This is a genomic window from Psychrobacter sp. DAB_AL43B (genome assembly GCF_900168255.1).
Classification (GTDB): Bacteria; Pseudomonadota; Gammaproteobacteria; order Pseudomonadales; family Moraxellaceae; genus Psychrobacter.
This window is the reverse complement of the sequence record NZ_LT799838.1, coordinates 434,846-453,293: the sequence shown is the minus strand read 5'-3', so window position 1 is coordinate 453,293 and position 18,448 is coordinate 434,846. Positions and strand designations below refer to the sequence as shown.

At 43.3% G+C, this 18,448-nt stretch carries 16 protein-coding genes and 2 pseudogenes; 5 read left to right on the top strand and 13 right to left on the bottom strand.

Features of this window, described 5'->3' with window-relative positions; genetic code table 11:
* Positions 1-318 precede the first annotated feature (318 nt).
* Entirely contained in the window at positions 319-1,299 is a 981-nt protein-coding gene (locus tag DABAL43B_RS01970; RefSeq protein WP_079690833.1) for an Hsp33 family molecular chaperone HslO, read from the top strand.
* Positions 1,300-1,386: 87 nt separating this feature from the next.
* On the opposite strand, the gene DABAL43B_RS01965 is transcribed toward DABAL43B_RS01970, so the two are convergent.
* The 10 genes and pseudogenes from DABAL43B_RS01965 to DABAL43B_RS01920 all read right to left on the bottom strand — a co-directional run.
* On the bottom strand, positions 1,387-2,226 hold the full coding sequence (locus DABAL43B_RS01965; protein ID WP_079690832.1) for an IS3 family transposase: 840 nt from the start codon (positions 2,224-2,226) through the stop codon (positions 1,387-1,389).
* Positions 2,214-2,732: a helix-turn-helix domain-containing protein gene (locus DABAL43B_RS01960; RefSeq protein ID WP_079690831.1), complete on the bottom strand. Its 519-nt coding sequence runs from the start codon at positions 2,730-2,732 to the stop codon at positions 2,214-2,216. Before DABAL43B_RS01960 ends, DABAL43B_RS01965 begins: the two co-directional genes overlap by 13 nt.
* Positions 2,733-2,841: 109 nt before the next feature.
* Complete coding sequence (locus tag DABAL43B_RS01955; RefSeq protein ID WP_079693000.1) at positions 2,842-4,305, bottom strand: esterase/lipase family protein; 1,464 nt, start codon at positions 4,303-4,305, stop codon at positions 2,842-2,844.
* Positions 4,306-4,535: 230 nt separating this feature from the next.
* Entirely contained in the window at positions 4,536-6,749 is a 2,214-nt protein-coding gene (locus DABAL43B_RS01950) for a PhoX family protein (RefSeq protein ID WP_079690830.1), read from the bottom strand.
* A 264-nt stretch (positions 6,750-7,013) separates the two neighbouring features.
* Positions 7,014-7,730 (bottom strand): fumarylacetoacetate hydrolase family protein, encoded by a 717-nt coding sequence (locus DABAL43B_RS01945; protein WP_079690829.1) that lies wholly within the window; start codon positions 7,728-7,730, stop codon positions 7,014-7,016.
* A gap of 81 nt (positions 7,731-7,811) precedes the next feature.
* On the bottom strand, positions 7,812-8,537 hold the full coding sequence (locus tag DABAL43B_RS01940; RefSeq protein ID WP_079690828.1) for an ABC transporter permease: 726 nt from the start codon (positions 8,535-8,537) through the stop codon (positions 7,812-7,814).
* Between the two features lie 14 nt (positions 8,538-8,551).
* Positions 8,552-9,286: an ABC transporter permease gene (locus tag DABAL43B_RS01935; RefSeq protein WP_079690827.1), complete on the bottom strand. Its 735-nt coding sequence runs from the start codon at positions 9,284-9,286 to the stop codon at positions 8,552-8,554.
* Between the two features lie 414 nt (positions 9,287-9,700).
* Positions 9,701-10,720: an ABC transporter substrate-binding protein gene (locus DABAL43B_RS01930; protein WP_079690826.1), complete on the bottom strand. Its 1,020-nt coding sequence runs from the start codon at positions 10,718-10,720 to the stop codon at positions 9,701-9,703.
* Between the two features lie 90 nt (positions 10,721-10,810).
* Complete coding sequence (locus DABAL43B_RS01925; protein WP_079690825.1) at positions 10,811-11,758, bottom strand: transporter substrate-binding domain-containing protein; 948 nt, start codon at positions 11,756-11,758, stop codon at positions 10,811-10,813.
* 141 nt (positions 11,759-11,899) lie between these two features.
* A pseudogene (locus DABAL43B_RS01920) lies at positions 11,900-12,364 on the bottom strand (transporter substrate-binding domain-containing protein); the annotation flags it as partial.
* A gap of 62 nt (positions 12,365-12,426) precedes the next feature.
* Between DABAL43B_RS01920 and DABAL43B_RS01915 the strand changes: the two are divergent.
* Both DABAL43B_RS01915 and DABAL43B_RS01910 read left to right on the top strand, forming a co-directional pair.
* The gene (locus DABAL43B_RS01915) at positions 12,427-12,738 is read left to right on the top strand and encodes a transposase (protein ID WP_079690625.1); all 312 of its coding nucleotides are present in this window, start codon (positions 12,427-12,429) and stop codon (positions 12,736-12,738) included.
* Positions 12,735-13,616 (top strand): IS3 family transposase, encoded by an 882-nt coding sequence (locus DABAL43B_RS01910; protein WP_171996307.1) that lies wholly within the window; start codon positions 12,735-12,737, stop codon positions 13,614-13,616. Before DABAL43B_RS01915 ends, DABAL43B_RS01910 begins: the two co-directional genes overlap by 4 nt.
* Before the next feature lie 12 nt (positions 13,617-13,628).
* Here the strand turns inward: DABAL43B_RS01910 and DABAL43B_RS01905 are convergent.
* The 3 genes and pseudogenes from DABAL43B_RS01905 to DABAL43B_RS01895 all read right to left on the bottom strand — a co-directional run.
* Positions 13,629-13,970 (bottom strand): annotated as a pseudogene (locus tag DABAL43B_RS01905) (transporter substrate-binding domain-containing protein); the annotation flags it as partial.
* Between the two features lie 334 nt (positions 13,971-14,304).
* The gene (locus DABAL43B_RS01900) at positions 14,305-15,102 is read right to left on the bottom strand and encodes an ABC transporter ATP-binding protein (protein WP_079690824.1); all 798 of its coding nucleotides are present in this window, start codon (positions 15,100-15,102) and stop codon (positions 14,305-14,307) included.
* Between the two features lie 197 nt (positions 15,103-15,299).
* Positions 15,300-15,686, bottom strand: coding sequence for a hypothetical protein (locus DABAL43B_RS01895; protein ID WP_079690823.1), 387 nt, complete (start codon positions 15,684-15,686; stop codon positions 15,300-15,302).
* Positions 15,687-16,214: 528 nt separating this feature from the next.
* On the opposite strand from DABAL43B_RS01895, the gene DABAL43B_RS01890 reads away from it, so the two are divergent.
* Together DABAL43B_RS01890 and DABAL43B_RS14455 are read left to right on the top strand one after the other, a co-directional pair.
* Positions 16,215-17,516 (top strand): glutamate-5-semialdehyde dehydrogenase, encoded by a 1,302-nt coding sequence (locus DABAL43B_RS01890; RefSeq protein ID WP_079690822.1) that lies wholly within the window; start codon positions 16,215-16,217, stop codon positions 17,514-17,516.
* Between the two features lie 161 nt (positions 17,517-17,677).
* On the top strand, positions 17,678-18,448 hold the full coding sequence (locus tag DABAL43B_RS14455) for a ribonuclease domain-containing protein (protein ID WP_079690821.1): 771 nt from the start codon (positions 17,678-17,680) through the stop codon (positions 18,446-18,448).

Below are 18,448 nucleotides of genomic sequence, written 5' to 3'. Positions count from 1 at the left end.
GTTGTAATCCAATTTATCGCCATGCGTCCGTGCTGTTGCTGTTATTTATCACTATGCAACTCAATGTTACTGTACAACAAATTGACTGATTGGGGTAAACTTTTTTTAATGGGCCTTATATTTTCAAGGTTTCTATTTTTCAAACTTAAATGACCATCAACGAAAATGGGCTTTGGCGCAAATAATACGTATAGTGATTAAGACGAGTATTTATCCTTAATAAACGCCCTAAAACTGTCAAGCAATCTAGCACATATGATTGATAAATTCGTATCAATCCCCATAAAGCTAGCAACTTCTTAATCTTATAAATGACCTATGACACAAGATACTCAAGCCCCAAACTCCGCTGACCAAACTGTTGGCAATACTCCCGATAACGACTTACGCCAGCGCTTTTTTATCGAAGACTCGCCGGTGCGCGGTGATGTGGTGCGCCTATCACGCAGCTATGCGACGACGATTGCGCAAAAGCCCTATCCTGAAGCAATTAAACGCTTATTGGGCGAGATGCTGACGGCAGCAAGTTTGCTTATCAGTACCGTTAAAATCGATGGTCGCTTGTCGATTCAATTGCAATCATCAGATAGCGATAGCTTGCTCAATTGGGCGATGGCTGAATGCGATCAAAACGGTATCATCCGCGCCCTTGCCAGCTGGAAAGGTGAAACTGATGAGCAGATACAAGCGTGGGACCAGATGACCCATGCCAAAGAAGCCTTTGCTGAACTTGGCGCTATGGGTCAAGGCGTATTATTTATTAATATCCAGCCTGATGGCGGCGAGCCGTACCAAGGTATCGTTGAGCGTAGCCATGACAACTTGGCTGACTGCTTAGCACATTATCAAAAGCAATCGGCGCAGATTCCTACGCTGATTAATTTGGCATCTGATGGTTTGCAAGCAGGTGGTATATTGGTACAAATGCTACCTCGTACCGCCGAAGAAACCTATGAAGTCGAGCAAAATGCAGACGCTGGTATCGATGATGATTTGTGGACACGCTTGTCTGTATTGACACGCACGCTAAAAGCGGAAGAGTTGACCACGCTGGATACCAACGAGATTCTTTATCGCTTATATAATGAAGAAAAAGTCGTTGCTCCTGACCCTGTTTCTTTGTCATTTGGTTGCACCTGTTCACGCGAAAAATGTGAAATGGCAATCGAGCAAATCGGTGAAACGGAAGCATTGGATATCGTTGCAGAACAGAACGGTACTTTTGAGATGGATTGCGGATTTTGCGGTGAAATTTACAAATTTAACAAAGATGATGTTGCGGTAATTTTTGCTGAATAGTCTTTAGTTTGATTTGCTTGGCCATTTGGCCATAAAAAAACCTTCAAGTGTCATGTGAACTGACCCCCAAATGTTGGACGGTTTAGTTTACCCCAAGGACTGAGTTCTGTACTGCACAGGACTCAGTCCTTTCAGTTTCATCTGAATACGCTCATTGTTGTAATAATGAATATACTCGTGAATCTGTTGTTCTAAATCCTCAATCGTTTGAGGTTTTTCAATATAAATCGTCTCACACTTAAGTGTCCCGAAGAACCCTTCCATCAGTGCGTTATCTAAGCAGTTGCCTTTTCTGCTCATACTTTGCTTAATACCATGCTGTTTAAGCACCTGTCCAAACTGTCTCATTTGATAATGCCATCCTTGATCAGAGTGCAGCATTAGTGCCTTATCACGACACGCTTTAGTCTTTGCTAAAGCATCATCAAGCATCTTACTAACTAAGTCATAGGTTGGGCGCCTTGAGAGCGTATAACTGACGATCTCATTGTTATAACAATCGAGTATAGGCGATAAATACAGCTTATTATCACCCACCTTAAACTCAGTAATGTCAGTGAGCCAGCGTTTATGCGGATGACCTGAATAAAACTGGCGCTTTAAATGATTCTTCGCGATTTTACCTTGTTGTCCTTTATAGGAGCGGTACTTCTGACGTCTTATCTTTGCGCTAAGCTTCATTTGACGCATAAGCTTAGCAATGAGCTTATGGTTGTGATGAATCCCTAGATACTTTAACGCGGCCGTGACTCTGCGGTAGCCATACCTGCCTTTATGCTGATGGTAAAGTTCAGTAATTCGCTGTTTTAAATCAGCGTACTTATCGTCACTCTCAAGCTTTGTTCTATGGTAATAAAAGACGCTTTTAGGCAGACATGAGGCTTTAAGTAAGTCAGATAAACAACAGCTATCCCTTAGTGCTTCGATGAGCCTTGCTTTGTCACTGCTTGTTCCTTTTGTTTGAGCAAGGCATCTAGCTTTTTTAGGTAGGCAACCTCCGCACGTAGGTATTCATTCTCACGTTTGAGTTCTGCTAGTGTTTTTTCATCATCTGGTTTGTCGGTAATAAATGGCTTGGTCATGGCGGTTCTACCTTTACGTTTGGATATTAGTCCAGACATGCCATAAAGCCGATACGCTTTGTGCCAATGACTAATTAAGGCAGGTGAGCTGATGTTGAACGTTAAAGCGACCTCGGATTGACTTAATGCTTGCTCTAACGTGGTCGTAATCACGTGATGTTTAAACTCGCGACTATAGTGAGCTTTACTCGACTTTGGCTTGATGGCATCTATGCCACCGCTTTGGTATTGCTTAACCCATTTTTGTACAAGTTTCGAATCTACTTTAAACTTCTCACTTGTGGCAAGTCCGGTATGTCCTTGCCGATAGTATGCGATGACTTCGATCTTGAAGTCTAGTGTATAACGCATAAAAATACCCCATAAGTTGTGTCCAACTTATGGGGGTCAGTTCACATGCTTGAGGGTTTTTATTTATCCGTTTTATTATTCTTAGGCTATGAATAGTGATTAAAAAACCTTAATCTGCTGCTTCATGTTGCTTTGGAAAAGAATAGATACGACTATCAAGCGCATATTTCGCTTCATGAGCATCACCCAACCTATTATCTAACAGCCAAGCAAGGATTTGCTGATGCACTCTATCGCTATAGATTAGATTCATATGATTGACGCCATAAAAAATCGCTTTATGTCCCTCTGGTACTGCCAAAGTATGCTCTTCGGTATACTCACCAAGTGCCGACTCTACTGAAACCAGTCCATCACCCAGTAAGCTTGTGGTTTTATTTTCATAATGCGTTTCAATCAAAGCCGCCGCGACTAAATACGTATTCACATGCAAGGGCAAACGCGTCGGATGACGAAACTCTGCTGGGAGGACGCTGCGCCCTTCTAAAGACTTCCAGTCAGCATCCCGAATACTGCCATAACGCAAATCAATAATACCAGCACTACGCAAATCGCCCAATGTCGCCAATGACCCTGCAAATGGCAGCTTCGCGATTTTATCTTGGACAAAATTACCAATGCGCTCTAAGCTTGCGCCATGATGCGGCGAGCCTAAAGTAACGAGATTACCCACGCGTTTTACCCAGCTAAAACCCTGTTCTTTACCATAAAACAGCGCACTACGGCTCACCAAACCACCCATACTATGACCGATTAGATCAATCTGATTGATGTCTGGGTTATCCTCAACTAAGTTTTGCAGAACTTTAGCAAAGTTACGTCCGTTACTTGAGATACGGCGACCGGTATTGTAATTTAAATAGAGAACGGTCGAATTTGGTAAGCTGCTGACTAGCGTATTACCTAGATTATTCTCTCCAGATATCTGCCAGCTTAAGTGACTCATGCAAAGCCCGTGGCATAAAACAATAACACGCCCTGACAATGCACCGCTTTGCACGTAATTATTCTTATCATACAAAGTCATCGAAACTGCCAATGGATTGTCATGATTGACCAGATGATCGCCCATCACCCCATTTAAGATATTGACCATGCGTCGCAAGTTTTTCGGTAGCGGTTGTACTTTTTTTGGTTTCAGAATATTGTTATAAAGGCGAAGGCCAACAGCGATGTTATTTCCAACCAATTGCATCGTATTGCGTACTGCGCCATAAATTCTTCCAGTGATACCGCGCTGCCACTGGTCAAGATTACCGTCATTAAAACGCCCTAAAGGACGCAATAGAATCTCGCGGTGGACAGCCTCTACAATATCAGTAACCTCAACCACACCCATCGTTGCCAGTTGAGCCAAGCCTTCAAAGAAATCAACCAAAGAGATGGGCTGATACGGCTGGGTGTCACTGTTATCTACGTTTTCTGCGCTCAGCTCATCCACATAAATATACTCAAGTTTATCCAACTCTTCATAGACATCGCCTTGAAAGTCAGATTCGCTATCGGCATCAGGTGGACGCCGAGTCGTGGCAAATAAATCATGAATGGAATTTAGAGGTTTTGGACTGCGCATAGTTTTCATATATCAAGTAATGAAGGGAGTTTGCTATATTATCCTGTAAAGGCGACAAACAGAAGAAGATGATTTAACCATCAAGTACGTTTATTGTCAAAGAAGTACTCAATCTTCTGACATCAAAGCTTGCACATTAGCGACTATTGCCCAAAACATAAAAATCCCAAGCCATGACTTGGGATTTTTTATGTTTATTAAGACATATCCGTACTGATGTAAATATTTAACTAGACAAACGACTCTGCTAGTATGACATCGCCATCCTCGCGTGTAATCATCACGGTTGCTGAGCGCGGCGTACTGCCTCCGGCAATAGCGCCCCAATTATTACCCGGGTGCTGAATATTAATAAACAATGTTTTAAAGTCTGGAGTCATGGTAATACCTGTGACTTCGCAGCCTTCAGGACCGACAAAGAAACGTTTGATATTGTCATTATTAGCAGGCATACCGACTCGGGTTTGTTGTCCTGCCGAAGTCGTGGTAAGGGTTCCATCGCTGACATTACCGGGTAGCGCCGCCAGCAACATACAGCTGCTGGTATCGGTATAAGCGCCATCATCCGTTTGAATCCACAATACGCCACGTGGATCGAAGTACAAACCATCGGGTGAAGAAAAATCGTTATTATCATTCAACTGTGATAAGTTTTCTGCTGGCAAATCACTCGGCGCAGCAAATAAATAAATATCCCATTCAAAACTCGTTGCCGCATGGTCGCCACCTGCTTCCGCCCAGCGAATAATATGACCGTTGTCATTGCCGCGCGCTTTGCTACCAGTATCATAACTGCGCGGATTGGCAGCGGAAAGTGGCTGATCATCACGTACGCCGCGATATTTATTATTGGTCAATGTTACATACACATCGCCCGTCATAGGGCTAACCGACACCCATTCTGGTCGATCCATTTTAGTGGCACCAATCGCATCCGCCGCCGCACGAGCAAAGACCAACACCTCATCTTGTCCATTAAAGGGCAAAACAGTATTGGAGGCATCCAGTTCGTTTTGACCATGGATCAGCGCTTTCCATTCGCCACGACCATTTTCATTAAAGAGGGCAACATAGAGCGTGCCATCATTCAAATACTTGTCGCCCGCTTTTAATCCACCCCCGATATCATTATTTGACCATGTGGCTTTGGAAACAAACTTATAGATATATTCGCCTCGAGCATCGTCCCCCATGTAAAATACCACGGGTTTTCCTTGCTCAACAGGGGCATAGGCGCAGTTTTCATGAGCAAAACGCCCCAGTGCCGTGCGTTTTTGGGGCATAGATTTTTGATCAAAAGGATCAATCTCGGTGATATAACCAAAGGTATTAAAGCCATTACGATAATCATCAGCAGCACTATTACCGACGGCGGTCATATCCCAACGTGAAAACTCGTCTGCTATCTTGGCATCTTTGGCTTCAGGAGTATGCCATAAATACTCCCAACCAGGGAAGTTCTCTGTCGCCCCGTAGCGTTCGCGACCATAGTTGTGCCCAGCGCTTAATTGACTGGCATCTTGCCCACGTGCGAATACACCTAAGAAATTCTCTTCTGTCGTCAAATAGGTGCCCCAAGGTGACAAGCCTGCACCGCAGTTATTATTGATACCGCGAGTCTGAAAGCCTGTCGGATCAAACTTGGTCTTAACCAAATCAGAACCGGCAACTGGCCCAGTTAATTGTGCGGTCGTACTGCTGGTGATACGGCGATTGTATTTCGAATTAGGTACCATCTCATAGCCTATGCCATCGGCGCGTCGGCTCATTTCAACCACAGCTACCCCATGGCAATTGACCTCTCGGCGCACGTCGCTCGCGAGGCGGCGATTTTGAAAGATTGGCGCGGCGTTATTATCTTGAACCACATGATAGCCAAATGGGCTCAGCTCGCTACTATTTACATATTCATGATTCATCACCAGCAGCCCGTTTTCTGATGCTTTGGCATCATAGGCACCTTTCTTTTTGCCAAAGAACCACATGCCATCATGGTTATCACCCATTCGCCATTCGAATGATTCTGCTGACTGCTCTCGATTGTCTTTCCAATCATCGATACCAGAAATCAGCGGCGTACCAAGAGGCAGTATAATCTCTGCTTTATAGCCTGCTGCCACGCTCATCGTTTCGGCAGTGGAATGCGCCACTGCTGTAAACTTCAAAGTTTCGGGGCGCTTGAGATCACCTTGTGCAGGGATAGCAACATTATTATCGTTATTATTGTTGTTATTGTTGGTAGGACTGCTGTCATCGTCATCACTACAGCCAACCAAAGGTAGCGCGCCAAAGAACGCCGCTGCCGTTAATCCTGTGCCACCTTTTAAGATACTACGACGGTTTAAACGACGATTAATAATGGTTTGAAAATCGATATTGTTGGTCGGATTGGAATCTTCAACGACTTCATGGGCAAGTGGTTGTTTGTTATTCAATAATGTCATTATCAGTCACCTTGCTGTTGGGCTTGATTGGCATAAAAGAGTTGATTGCGATCTTATAGTTGCAACCATTAAAATACGAATTACGCCCAAGTCTACTGAGTGTTTATGACAGTACGTTGACATCCAAATGATAATTTGATGATAATCTAATGACAGTCCTGTTTGATGACCTTATAAAACAAAAAAATCCCAAGCATTAACTTGGGATTTTTTGATAGCGTCGATGCACTTAAAGATTAAAACCATACTGCTGCTACCGTAAATTTATCGAACTTGCGCTTGCCATTCATGAGCACCAAGTTTTAGCGTTAACGCATCACCTGCCTGCAATACGCCAACGCCGCTTGGCGTACCGGTCATGATGACATCACCTGCTTGTAGACTAAAAGCATGACTGATATTGACCAATAATTCATAGACTGGAAATAGCATCAAGGCGCTATCGCCATCTTGCTTTAGCTCATCATTGATATAAAGCTGATATTGGACATTGCCAAAGTCACCGAACGCTTGCGGCTCAATCCAATCACCAAGTACACAGGCGCCATCAAAGCACTTGGCGCGCTCCCATGGATGACCCTTTTCTTTTAGCTTGGTTTGTAGCTCACGCAAGGTTAAATCCAATCCTAGCGTCACGCCACCGATTGCTTGTTGTGCTTGCTCAATAGTCGCTGCCGATAAATCCGCTGACAGCTGAATACACAGCTCGGCTTCATAATGTGTCTCACCAAAAATTTCTGGGTTTGGGCGCACAACGCCATGACGCATAGAAACGACCGCAGAGGTTGGTTTCATAAACAGCATTGGCGCTGTTGGCACTTCATTATTCAATTCACGAGCATGAGCGGCATAGTTGCGACCAACGCAAACGATCTTGCCAATAGGTGCACGTAAGCGCTCATCAACGTTTGTAATAGCTTTATCGTCATTGACACCAGCAGCAATAGCATTCGCTAACGACATATGTGGTGATTGGCTCATATTAGGCTCTCACAGCAAATTATGGATATTTTTATTGGGAATAGATGCAGCACTATCTATAGCCATCTCAATGCCAAATAATTAAGGAATTGTCTTAGTTAGCACATCTGGTGGCACATAGCTTACGTGACGATTCATTCTTTTTTCAAACATTCTAAAGCTAAATAGGATAACCCAAGACAATAGGAGATAGACAATACCCGCAGCAAAGAACAGCTCCATCAAGGTATAAGTCCGTGCACTAATCGTACGAGCGACGCCAGTGATATCCATCAAAGCAATGGTTGAAGCCAGCGCACTGCCCTTTAGCATAAAGATAACTTCATTACTGTAGGCTGGAATCACGATACCAAAAGCACGCGGTAAAGTAATACGCGTCAGTTTTTGCCATTTTGACATCCCAATCGCATCGGCAGCTTCGAGCTCACCCACTGGAATATTTTGGATAGCCCCGCGAATAATCTCTGCCAAATAAGCACTGGTATTTAAGGTAAAGGCAATAATAGCGCACCAATACGCTTGACTCAGTACTGGCTCCCATAGGAACGACTCACGTACCGCTTCAAACTGCCCAAGACCGTAATAAATCAAAAATATCTGTACCAGTAGCGGTGTGCCACGGAAAAAGAAAATATATAAAAATGGTAATATCTGCACCATCCAGTTTTTGGACAACCGTAACAGTGCCAAAACCAAACCAAAAAACAGTCCGATAACACCTGATATCACAACCAGCTGTACAGTCAATACTGCACCACCGAGTAAATCAGGAATATGATCAAAAATAACCTGCCAATTCCAATCCATAGTATCTCTCCCCTTTATCCTATGGTCGATTGACGGTGAGTGGTTTGACGGCTCAGATTTTTAGCATAACGCGCCGCCGGATTGGCACGCCATTCAAGCCACATCATAAAGCCAGTAATCAGCATGGTCAGACCCAAATAAATAATCGCCGCCGCCATATAAAAGGTAAATGGCTGCTGTGTTGACTGCGCCGCGCGCGAGGACTGATACATGATATCTTTGAGACCAACGACTGAAACCAATGCGGTATCTTTGAGCAGAACCAAGAATAAGTTTCCCAATCCTGGTAAAGCAATCTGCCATACTTGTGGTAAGGTAATACGATAAAAGGTCTGAAAAGGACGCATGCCTATCGCTTGTGCAGCTTCACGTTGTCCTATCGGAATCTCTTGAATCGACATGCGAAAAATTTCAGTCGCATAAGCACCAAAAGCGATAGACAACGCCATTACACCGCCCCAAAAAGCACTAATCTCGACATAGTCGTTATAGCCGAACTTTTTGAGGATGCTCATCAGTAATATAGAGCCACCATAGTAGATAAACAGTACCAATAGCAGCTCAGGAATACCACGCATCGTGGCGGTATAGACAGTCGCAAGCTTACGCAGCAGCCAAATATTAGACAGCTTCGCTGTGGCACCGAGCAAACCTAAAGCCATACCGATGACCAAGCTGGTCACGGCAAGCTGTATGGTGACGGTAGCGCCGCTCAATAAAAGCGCGCCAAATCCTTGTAAATCAAACACAATTATCCACTCAGTCTCTTTATATTAGCAAGTTGCAAAATATGAGTTAAAAGAATCAGCATCAATGGCTGAGCGCTGCTAATAAGCGTATTTTAGACCAAATAGATATTGATCGCTTGCGTCATAGATTGACGCTAGATTCATACGATTATTGCCGCGGTAATTGACGCAGTAGAAATGAGCGCCGATTTTATCATATTCGTCCGCCGCTATGTTAATACTGACGCGTAAAAGCCGTGCCTAAATAGACACTTATACTGTTAAATACCAAATAAAACAGCTAAACCTGACTAAATTTGACAGTCAGTGACGCCTAAAATAGTAGCGTTACAGTAAAATTTCAGCAAAAAATAAAAAAAGACATCGCTATTTAAGTGATGTCCTTCTCATTATTCATACCATTTTATTTAGCTGCTATTGAGCGCTGCTATCTGCCACTGCTTGCTCAGAGGTTTTCACAGTATTGCTTGTAGTATCTGTATCTGTATCTGTATTTGTATTTGTATTTGTATTTGTATTTGTTGCCACAGTACTCGTAGCAGATGCTGGCACAGCAAAGTACTTTTGATTGATTTTATCGTAAGTGCCATTGGCTTTTATATTGGCCAATGAGGTATTAATTTTTGCTTGTAATTCATCACCTGGGCGTACAGCGATAGCAAAGTTATCATTGATATCAATCTCTTCGCCTTTTAGGGCATAATTACTACCTGATGGTGAGCTGAGCCACTCTATCGCTGGCAGTTTGTCAGATATCATGGCATCGACGCGACCAGCACCCAAATCTAAAAAAGCATTACTTAAAGTATCATATAGCTTCATATCGGCTTTTGGATAAGCTTTTTCTAACCACTGCGAAGAGATGGTTGAACGCTGCGCGGCAATAGAGTGAGAATCGATATCGCTGCTATTGGTTGGATCAAAGGCACTGTCTTTTTTGGCTAAAAAAACCAACGCATTGCTAAAGTAGGGATCAGTAAAGGCAACCTGTTGCGCGCGCTCAGGAGTGACTGACATCGCTGCAACAATGGCATCATATTTACCAGCCTTCAGACCGGGGATAATACCGTCCCAATCTTGCGCCATGATGTCACAAGTCATTTTCATATCCGCACAGATAGCATTGGCTATCTCAATATCAAAGCCACCCAATGTCCCATCTGCATTGGTATAGTTAAAAGGCGCGTAAGCCCCTTCGGTGCCAATACGCAACACATTATCATCTGTTGAAGCTGCTTTTGCTTTAGCAGTTTCAGCAGCATCTAAGCTGACACTATCGTTAGACTCATTTTGACCATTACTACAACCAACTAAAGCTAAGAGCGCAGCCATTGCTAGCATCGGCTTTGAGAAATGCTTACCTGCTACCGACCCAATAGCAGAGGTGCTGGTCATTGAACCTGAGACTGCAACTGGGACAAAATGGTTGCTCATAATCATCCTTGATTTGATTACTAAGTAAAATACTAATAGGCAGTGGTTAAAATACGTATTGGCTAAAATAATCATTAACCAAAAACAGTATTAGTTCGTCGCTGCTTCTGCTTGCTCTTCTTTGGCAATCACAGCGTTAGCAGTATTGGCATCAGCATTAGCATCATCAACGACCACCACTTCTTTAACGCCGCTCGTCACGCCTGCTTTTTGCACAGCAGCGGTTGAGCTGGTTCCAAAGTAACTACCCGTGATTTGATCATAAGTACCGTTATCTTTTAGCTCAGCCAAGGCTTTATTGAACTTGGCGACTAATGGATCGCCTTTACGGAAGGCAATACCCATCGCATCGTCACTGGTGCTGATTTCTTGCCCTTTGACTTCGTAGTCTTTACCCGCTTCTGTTTTCAGCCAGTCAAGACCTGTTACTTTATCAGACATCATCGCCCGGACACGACCTGACGTTAGATCTAAATAAGCATTGTCTTGAGTGTCATAAAGCTTAATATCAGCATCAGCATGTTTTTCTTGTAGATACTGCGAGGCAACCGTTGAACGCTGTGAAGCAATGGGCTGACCTTTTAATGCTTCTACATTGACATCATCGCCTTTTTTACCGATTAAGATGATGCCCGTATGAAAATAAGGGTCGCTAAATTCGACGACTTCTTTACGTTCAGGCGTGATAGACATACCCGCAATAGCAGCATCAAACTTCTGCGCATTCAGTCCTGGAATCAAACCATCCCAATCTTGCGAGATAACTTCACATTTCGCTTTCATTTGTGCACATAAAGCATCGACCAGCTCAATCTCGTAGCCGATCAGTTTGCCATCAGCATCGGTATAGCTAAAAGGCTTATAGCTTGATTCTGTCGCGATTTTTATGTTCAAAGGCGCATCAGTAGCAGCATCCGTTTCGGTACTGTCTACGGGTGCTGAGCTATTATTACAGCCTGCCAGCATAAGCATTGCTGCGCTAAGTGGCGCTAACCACAAGGCTTTTTTAGTTATCGATGATGTCATTGAAATGATCATATTTATTATTCCTTAATATATTTATCAGCCGTGTATTAATCCGCCATTTATGAATTAAAGGCTACTTAGCAACGCTATTCATCAACGCTATTAATGATGAGCATTGATTAAAGCCATGGATTCAAGGTTAGCAATCAAAGCTTATTGACCAAAGTTTTGCTGTTCAAGACGTGCAAGCTCACCATTACTACGGATTTCGCTAAGCGCTTTATTAAAGTCTTCTTTAATTGCATCACCTTTACGGACAGCAATGGCAATATTATCGTCATTATCAATTTCATCACCAACGATACCGAAGCCTTGTGGGTTGTCTGCTAACCATGATTTGGCTGACACTTTTTCAGCTAACACCGCATCACTACGACCAGATTTTAGGTCTAAATAAGCATTGTCATAATTATCATATAGCTGAACGGTATTGCCGTCTTTGCCTTCATAATTGTCTTGCAAATAAGCGCCAGGCGTCGTTGAGCGTTGACCACCAAGCGTCAGGTTCTTGATTGATTTAGGATCAAAGCTGCCTTTGGTATCGGTCAGCCATACCATAGTGTTGGCAAAGTAAGGCTCGCTGAAATCAACTTTTTCTTGACGTTCGGTAGTGATTGTAGTGGCATAATAAATTAGGACAGCACGTAAGAGGTTTATACTAACCCAAAGAGGAAAATAGTATGACCAACAAACGCAATCAATATACCCGAGAATTTAAATTAGAAGCCATCAGCTTAGTTGTTGATCACAACCGCACCATACCTGATGTGGCCGATTCCTTAGGGATAGGTAAATCCACCTTGCAGAAATGGCTGAGTCAATACCGTCAAGAAATGAGTGGCCAAGCACCTAAAGTCGGCAACGCTTTAACGGATGAACAGCGAGAACTTCAAGAATTGCGCAAACAAGTTAAGCGGCTGACTATGGAGCGTGACATTCTAAAAAAGGCTTCTGCTCTGCTGGCATTGGACAGTCTGAACGGCTATCGTTGATAAGAAATCTGGCAGAGCAAGATAAACAGGTGAGTAAAAGCCTTTTGTTCAAGCTGTTTGGCGTGATGAAAAGCAATTACTACTATGGCATGCAGCCCAAGCCCATCAGTCTTGAAACCGTCAAGCACAAGGCATTAATTCGTCAAATATTTAACGACTCAAAGCAATCAGCAGGCGCTCGCAGCATTGCCGCCATACTAATGAATGAACACGGCATCAAGCTGACCCGCTATATAGCAGGTAAATTCATGGCGCAGATGGGGCTTAAAAGCTGTCAGTTAAAGATGCATAAATACAAGCACGCTGACGAGGCGCATAAAACGCATCACAATATCTTAAATAGAAATTTCAGTCAAACAGCACCCAATCAAGTCTGGACGGGCGATGTCACATATATTCGTATCAAAGGCGGCTGGTGCTATTTAGCTGTTGTTTTAGATTTATATGCCCGTCGTATTGTTGGCTTTGCCGTGTCAGATTCGCCTGACAGTATGCTGACAACCAAAGCGCTGCAGATGGCATATCAGACGCGCTTACAGCCAATTGGAGTGCTGTTTCACTCTGATCAGGGAACCCATTACACCAGTAAGAAGTTTGCTGAATCCGTGGCGAGTTGTGAAGGTATGACACAGAGTATGAGTCGTCGTGGTAATTGTTGGGACAACGCGCCTACTGAACGCTTCTTTAGAAGTTTTAAGACTGAATGGATGCCAAAGGGCGGTTATGAGAATATTACTGAAGCTAAGATCGCCATCAGTAATTATATCTGGGGCTATTATCAAACCGTGAGACCGCATACTTTCAACGATTATTTAACACCGCTAGAAAAAGAGAAACGATACTTTAATAAAAACCTCTTATCAGGTGTCCTAAATTAGTTGACCACTACAGATAGACATACCAGCAATCACCGCATCGTACTTTTGTGCCAGTAAACCTGGAATAATACCGTCCCACTCTTGGGCGACTATTTCACATTTGGCTTGCATCTGCTCACATAAGGCATTGGCAACGTCGATATCGAAACCCGCCAAACTGCCATCGGCATTGGTATAGTTAAAAGGAGGATAAGCGCCCTCGGTGGCGATACGAATGGTCTTGCCAGCTGTTCCTGCTGCGGGTGCATCAGCATTGGTATCAGTGGCTTCATTGGCAGGCTGACTACAAGCACCAAGCATTAGCGCAGCGGTGACGGTCATCGACGACCATAATAGGCGAGAATTCGACATCATGTGTTCCTTAAATTCTGATGGATTTTTTAGTATAAAGGTCTGATATTTTGTGCTCTGACATCCCTGTCCGATGAGTCACTCAGGTAATAGAAGATAGAGGCAGGCGCCATTAGCGACTGCCTATAAACCTTTTGATAATACCTGAGTAAAATATCAAAAACAAACGTTTTGCCTACCGGCTGTGATTATAGGGTAATAAAACTACTAACAGAGTTACTAAGGCGTAATCTTGGCCTCTCAAATGTCGCTACAGTGACTGTAACAACGATAAAGCTGTCATCACATAAGATAACATTCGTTTTCTAATTTTGACGATGCTTAGTTTTGACAATGCTTAGTTTTGACGATGCGATGCCATAAAATCTTTGACACGTTCAGATTTAGGATGATCAAAGACTTGTTCAGGGGTACCAATCTCTTCAACAACACCTTGATGTAAGAACACAACCTTGCTCGAAACTTCACGAGCAAAACGCATCTCGTGGGTCACAATCAGCATAGTGCGTCCCTCTGCTGCCAGCTCTCGCATGACGGCAAGCACTTCATTGACCAGCTCCGGATCTAATGCAGAAGTTGGCTCATCAAACAATAGAACCTGAGGTTGCATCGCTAGGGCGCGGGCGATAGCGACACGTTGGCGCTGACCACCGGATAGGTTTGCTGGATACGCATCTTTCTTATCGAGCAGACCAACCTTATCGAGCAGTTTTTCAGCATCGCTAATGGCTTGGTCTTTTTTTATTTTTAAAACTTGCATTGGCCCTTCGATAATATTTTGTATAATCGTTTTGTGCGGCCATAGATTAAAATTTTGGAATACGAAACCCACGCGCGCGCGCAAGCTTTCTAACTGCTTGATATCAGCCGCTTGCAGCTCGCCTGACTTAGCAGGCTTTAGCATCAGTTCGTCATTACCGATGATGATGCGACCCTGATTGGGCTTTTCAAGCAGATTGATACAGCGCAGCAGGGTCGACTTACCTGAGCCGGACGAGCCTAAAATAGAGATGACGTCGCCATCATAGGCGGTGAGAGACACCCCTTTTAGCACATCCAATGAGCCGAAGCTTTTATGGAGGTCTTGTAAATCTAAGGCGATAGGCCGAGTCGGATTCTTTGCAGTATCAAGCATGGTTTAGCAGACTTCCAATAAATATGAGTGAAAATGTGAATAAAAAAGAGAGGTAGAAAAAAGGCAAGATCTATAGCTGCTGATCTTCAGATTTTGGGCGTTAAAATAGCCTCTATAAAATAAAGCCCATAACGCGCAATCAGTTATAGGCCTCATTTTATCATCTTAATACTGTTAGCGCTGTTTTATCTACTGAATTAGTAAGTTGAAATATGCTCTTCGCTCTCACTACCATCCATTATTTCTGCATCATCAGCAGTCGCCACGGCAACATCATCATTACTACCGACGACCATACCATCATTAGCATTGGCATTAGCATTGGCATTAGCATTGGCATTGGCATTAGCATTGGCATTGGCATCGGCACTTGCAACAGCAATATCATCAGAGCTGCCTGCAGTGGCAACGCCCGTCGCCTCCTCTTCTACCGCAGTCTGTGCATCGACTGCTGGTGCAGCTTCTATAGGAGCCTCTTCTTTTTTACCGCAGGCGCTTACCGTTAATGCCACTGCTACCAATCCCACAGTCAGCCAGCTTTTATACATGCCAGCTTTTTGAACCTGATTATTGTCAATTGCCATTTTTATTCTCCATTTTTAGTATTGAGCATTTAAGCATTTAAGCATTATTATTAACAGTTACTTAGAAATTGCTGAAAAACCACGTAACCGCTTATGACTTACTATACTCACGATTGATAGCCACTACCTTAGCAATTACAGCGGACTTCTGTTAAAAATACGTAACCATAAACTGGTCTTAAAATAGCGGCTATCTCATTAAATGGACAAGACTAAATATATAGAATTAAGCATAAAAAAATAACGTCGTAAAAAGACACTGTAACGCTTGCAGAAACAGTCTTTGTTCACAAAATCGACTTTACTATCGTCGTAATCTCCTCTATGTTAAATAGCAGAGCGCCATAAGGGTGCTGAAAACTATATCTTTGTAGATTATTGATGATATTTGGCAGCTTTACTGCCTTTTTAGTTACTTTTACAGCTATTTTAGCTGCTTTTATTTATTTTCGACAATTTTATAAAAATCTAGGGTCTATCATTACGGGTCTACAAACCGCTAATTTATAAATATAAGGAATAAGATTTATGAGTCAATCGAATACCACAGATATTACCGCTTATATGCAAACGGTCGGTAAGCAAGCGCGCGCAGCATCAAGGGCACTCGCTGCTGCTAATACTGGCGATAAAAACTCAGCACTTATGGCGATTCACGAGGCACTAAAAAGCGCCAAACAAGATATTTTAGCCGCCAATAAAATCGACATGGATAATGGGCAAAAGAACAACTTAGACGCCGCTCTACTTGATCGTTTGGAGCTCAATGATGCTCGCTTCGACGCTATGCTACAAGGTTTGAAAGACGTCGCGGCGCTGCCCGACCCTATTGGTGAAGTTACTGACATGACTTATCAGCCATCCGGTATTCATCTAGGTAAAATGCGTGTGCCACTTGGCGTGGTCGGTATGATTTATGAATCGCGTCCGAACGTGACTTTAGAGGCTGCCTCTTTGGCGCTAAAGTCGGGCAACGCTATCATCCTACGTGGTGGTTCTGAGGCATTTGAATCCAATCAAGCGATTGCTAAGTGCATTTTAAAAGGGTTACAGAAAGTCGCTATGTCTGGGCATAGTGTCCAAGTGCTAGAAACCACCGACCGCGCTGCCGTCGGTGAGCTTATTACTATGACTGACTATGTCGATGTCATCGTACCACGTGGTGGTAAAGGCTTGATTGAGCGCATTAGCCGTGATGCTCGCGTCCCCGTGATCAAACACCTAGACGGTAATTGTCATACCTTTATCGATAGCGATGCAGATGCAGATATTGCCATTAAAGTCAGCGTCAATGCCAAAACCCATCGTTATGGCACCTGTAATACCATGGAAACCCTATTGGTTGATGAATCCGTTGCCAATGAGCTATTACCAAAAATCGCTGAAGCAATCATAAAAGCTGATGATGCCATGCAACTGCGCCTTGATGATAAATCACAGGCTATTTTAAATGACAATGCCAAGCTTAAAGGTCATTTATCAGCCGCTACCGCTCAGGATTGGGATACCGAATATCTCGCTCCTATCTTAGCGATTAAAATCCTATCCGGCATTGATGAAGCGATTGAACATATCAATACCCATGGCAGTCATCATACCGACGTCATCATTACTGATAATTATACCAAGTCGCAACGCTTTATCCGCGAAGTTGACTCAGCAAGCGTCATGATTAATGCCTCTAGCCGTTTTGCAGATGGTTTCGAGTATGGTCTTGGCGCTGAAATTGGCATCTCAACCGACAAGATTCACGCGCGTGGACCCGTTGGACTCGAAGGTTTGACCTCACAAAAGTGGATTGTTTATGGGCATGGTGAAACGCGCGCTTAACTTATTACGTCTTCAATACAATCTGTAGTTCTGTCTGCAGTATAATTGTTACATAACGTCAGCTTAATTGCTGGCGTTTTTTTATTTTTAATAAATATGTTATATATGACATATAAGCATTATTTTATCTGCAAAAACTTTATCGACAGGATGATACGCCCATGCAAAGTGGCACGATTAAGCATTGGAATTCAGATAAAGGCTATGGCTTTATCAATGTCGATAATCAAAGTGAAGACGTGTTTTTTCATGTGAGTACAGTGCGGTTATCACAGCCAATCAACGAAGGGCAACGCGTTTATTTTAATAGTGAGCGTAATGAAAAAAATCAATTAAGAGCTACTGAAGTGGCCTCTAATGAATTGAGCATATTAGAAATCGCAGATTCAAAAAGTCCAGAGCCAAATTCAGCTCATCGCCGTGCAAAAAATACTGGTCGAAATGACTCCAATAGTACTCAGACAAATCATAAAGTAAAAAACGACCGTAACAATCAACATAAAAAAAGCACCCTATCCACTTTATTTAGCATCATTGCCATTATTGCCGTGGCGGTCTATTTTTTTGCCGACTTAAAATCTAGTTTTTTTGCAGATGCTACGCAACTAACTACGATATCGCAGACTTCCTCTGAACCATCTAGCACCTCAAACGCAACTGCTATCATCGGTGATGTGCAGATAGATCGAACCATTGCGCTGATTCAGCAAGGTGGACCTTTTCCTTATCCTAATAAAGATGGCACGACGTTTTATAATCGAGAAGGCAGCTTACCGGCGCAGTCGCAAGGCTACTATCGCGAATATACCGTACCCACGCCAGGCGTTTCTCATCGCGGCGCACGGCGCATTGTCACGGGCGGTTATCCACCAACCATTTATTATTTGACTATCGATCATTACGATAGCTTTAAAAAACTGGAGGTAAACTGA

What these genes read in the sequence shown, in the direction of transcription:
- DABAL43B_RS01940 (WP_079690828.1), bottom strand. Translation starts at nt 8,537, where the DNA reads ATGGATTGGAATTGGCAGGTTATTTTTGATCATATTCCTGATTTACTC.
- DABAL43B_RS01960 (WP_079690831.1), bottom strand. Translation starts at nt 2,732, where the DNA reads ATGCGTTATACACTAGACTTCAAGATCGAAGTCATCGCATACTATCGG.
- DABAL43B_RS01915 (WP_079690625.1), top strand. Translation starts at nt 12,427, where the DNA reads ATGACCAACAAACGCAATCAATATACCCGAGAATTTAAATTAGAAGCC.
- DABAL43B_RS01890 (WP_079690822.1), top strand. Translation starts at nt 16,215, where the DNA reads ATGAGTCAATCGAATACCACAGATATTACCGCTTATATGCAAACGGTC.
- DABAL43B_RS01930 (WP_079690826.1), bottom strand. Translation starts at nt 10,720, where the DNA reads ATGAGCAACCATTTTGTCCCAGTTGCAGTCTCAGGTTCAATGACCAGC.
- DABAL43B_RS01950 (WP_079690830.1), bottom strand. Translation starts at nt 6,749, where the DNA reads ATGACATTATTGAATAACAAACAACCACTTGCCCATGAAGTCGTTGAA.
- DABAL43B_RS01945 (WP_079690829.1), bottom strand. Translation starts at nt 7,730, where the DNA reads ATGAGCCAATCACCACATATGTCGTTAGCGAATGCTATTGCTGCTGGT.
- DABAL43B_RS01925 (WP_079690825.1), bottom strand. Translation starts at nt 11,758, where the DNA reads ATGATCATTTCAATGACATCATCGATAACTAAAAAAGCCTTGTGGTTA.
- DABAL43B_RS01900 (WP_079690824.1), bottom strand. Translation starts at nt 15,102, where the DNA reads ATGCTTGATACTGCAAAGAATCCGACTCGGCCTATCGCCTTAGATTTA.
- DABAL43B_RS01955 (WP_079693000.1), bottom strand. Translation starts at nt 4,305, where the DNA reads ATGCGCAGTCCAAAACCTCTAAATTCCATTCATGATTTATTTGCCACG.
- DABAL43B_RS01970 (WP_079690833.1), top strand. Translation starts at nt 319, where the DNA reads ATGACACAAGATACTCAAGCCCCAAACTCCGCTGACCAAACTGTTGGC.
- DABAL43B_RS01895 (WP_079690823.1), bottom strand. Translation starts at nt 15,686, where the DNA reads ATGGCAATTGACAATAATCAGGTTCAAAAAGCTGGCATGTATAAAAGC.
- DABAL43B_RS14455 (WP_079690821.1), top strand. Translation starts at nt 17,678, where the DNA reads ATGCAAAGTGGCACGATTAAGCATTGGAATTCAGATAAAGGCTATGGC.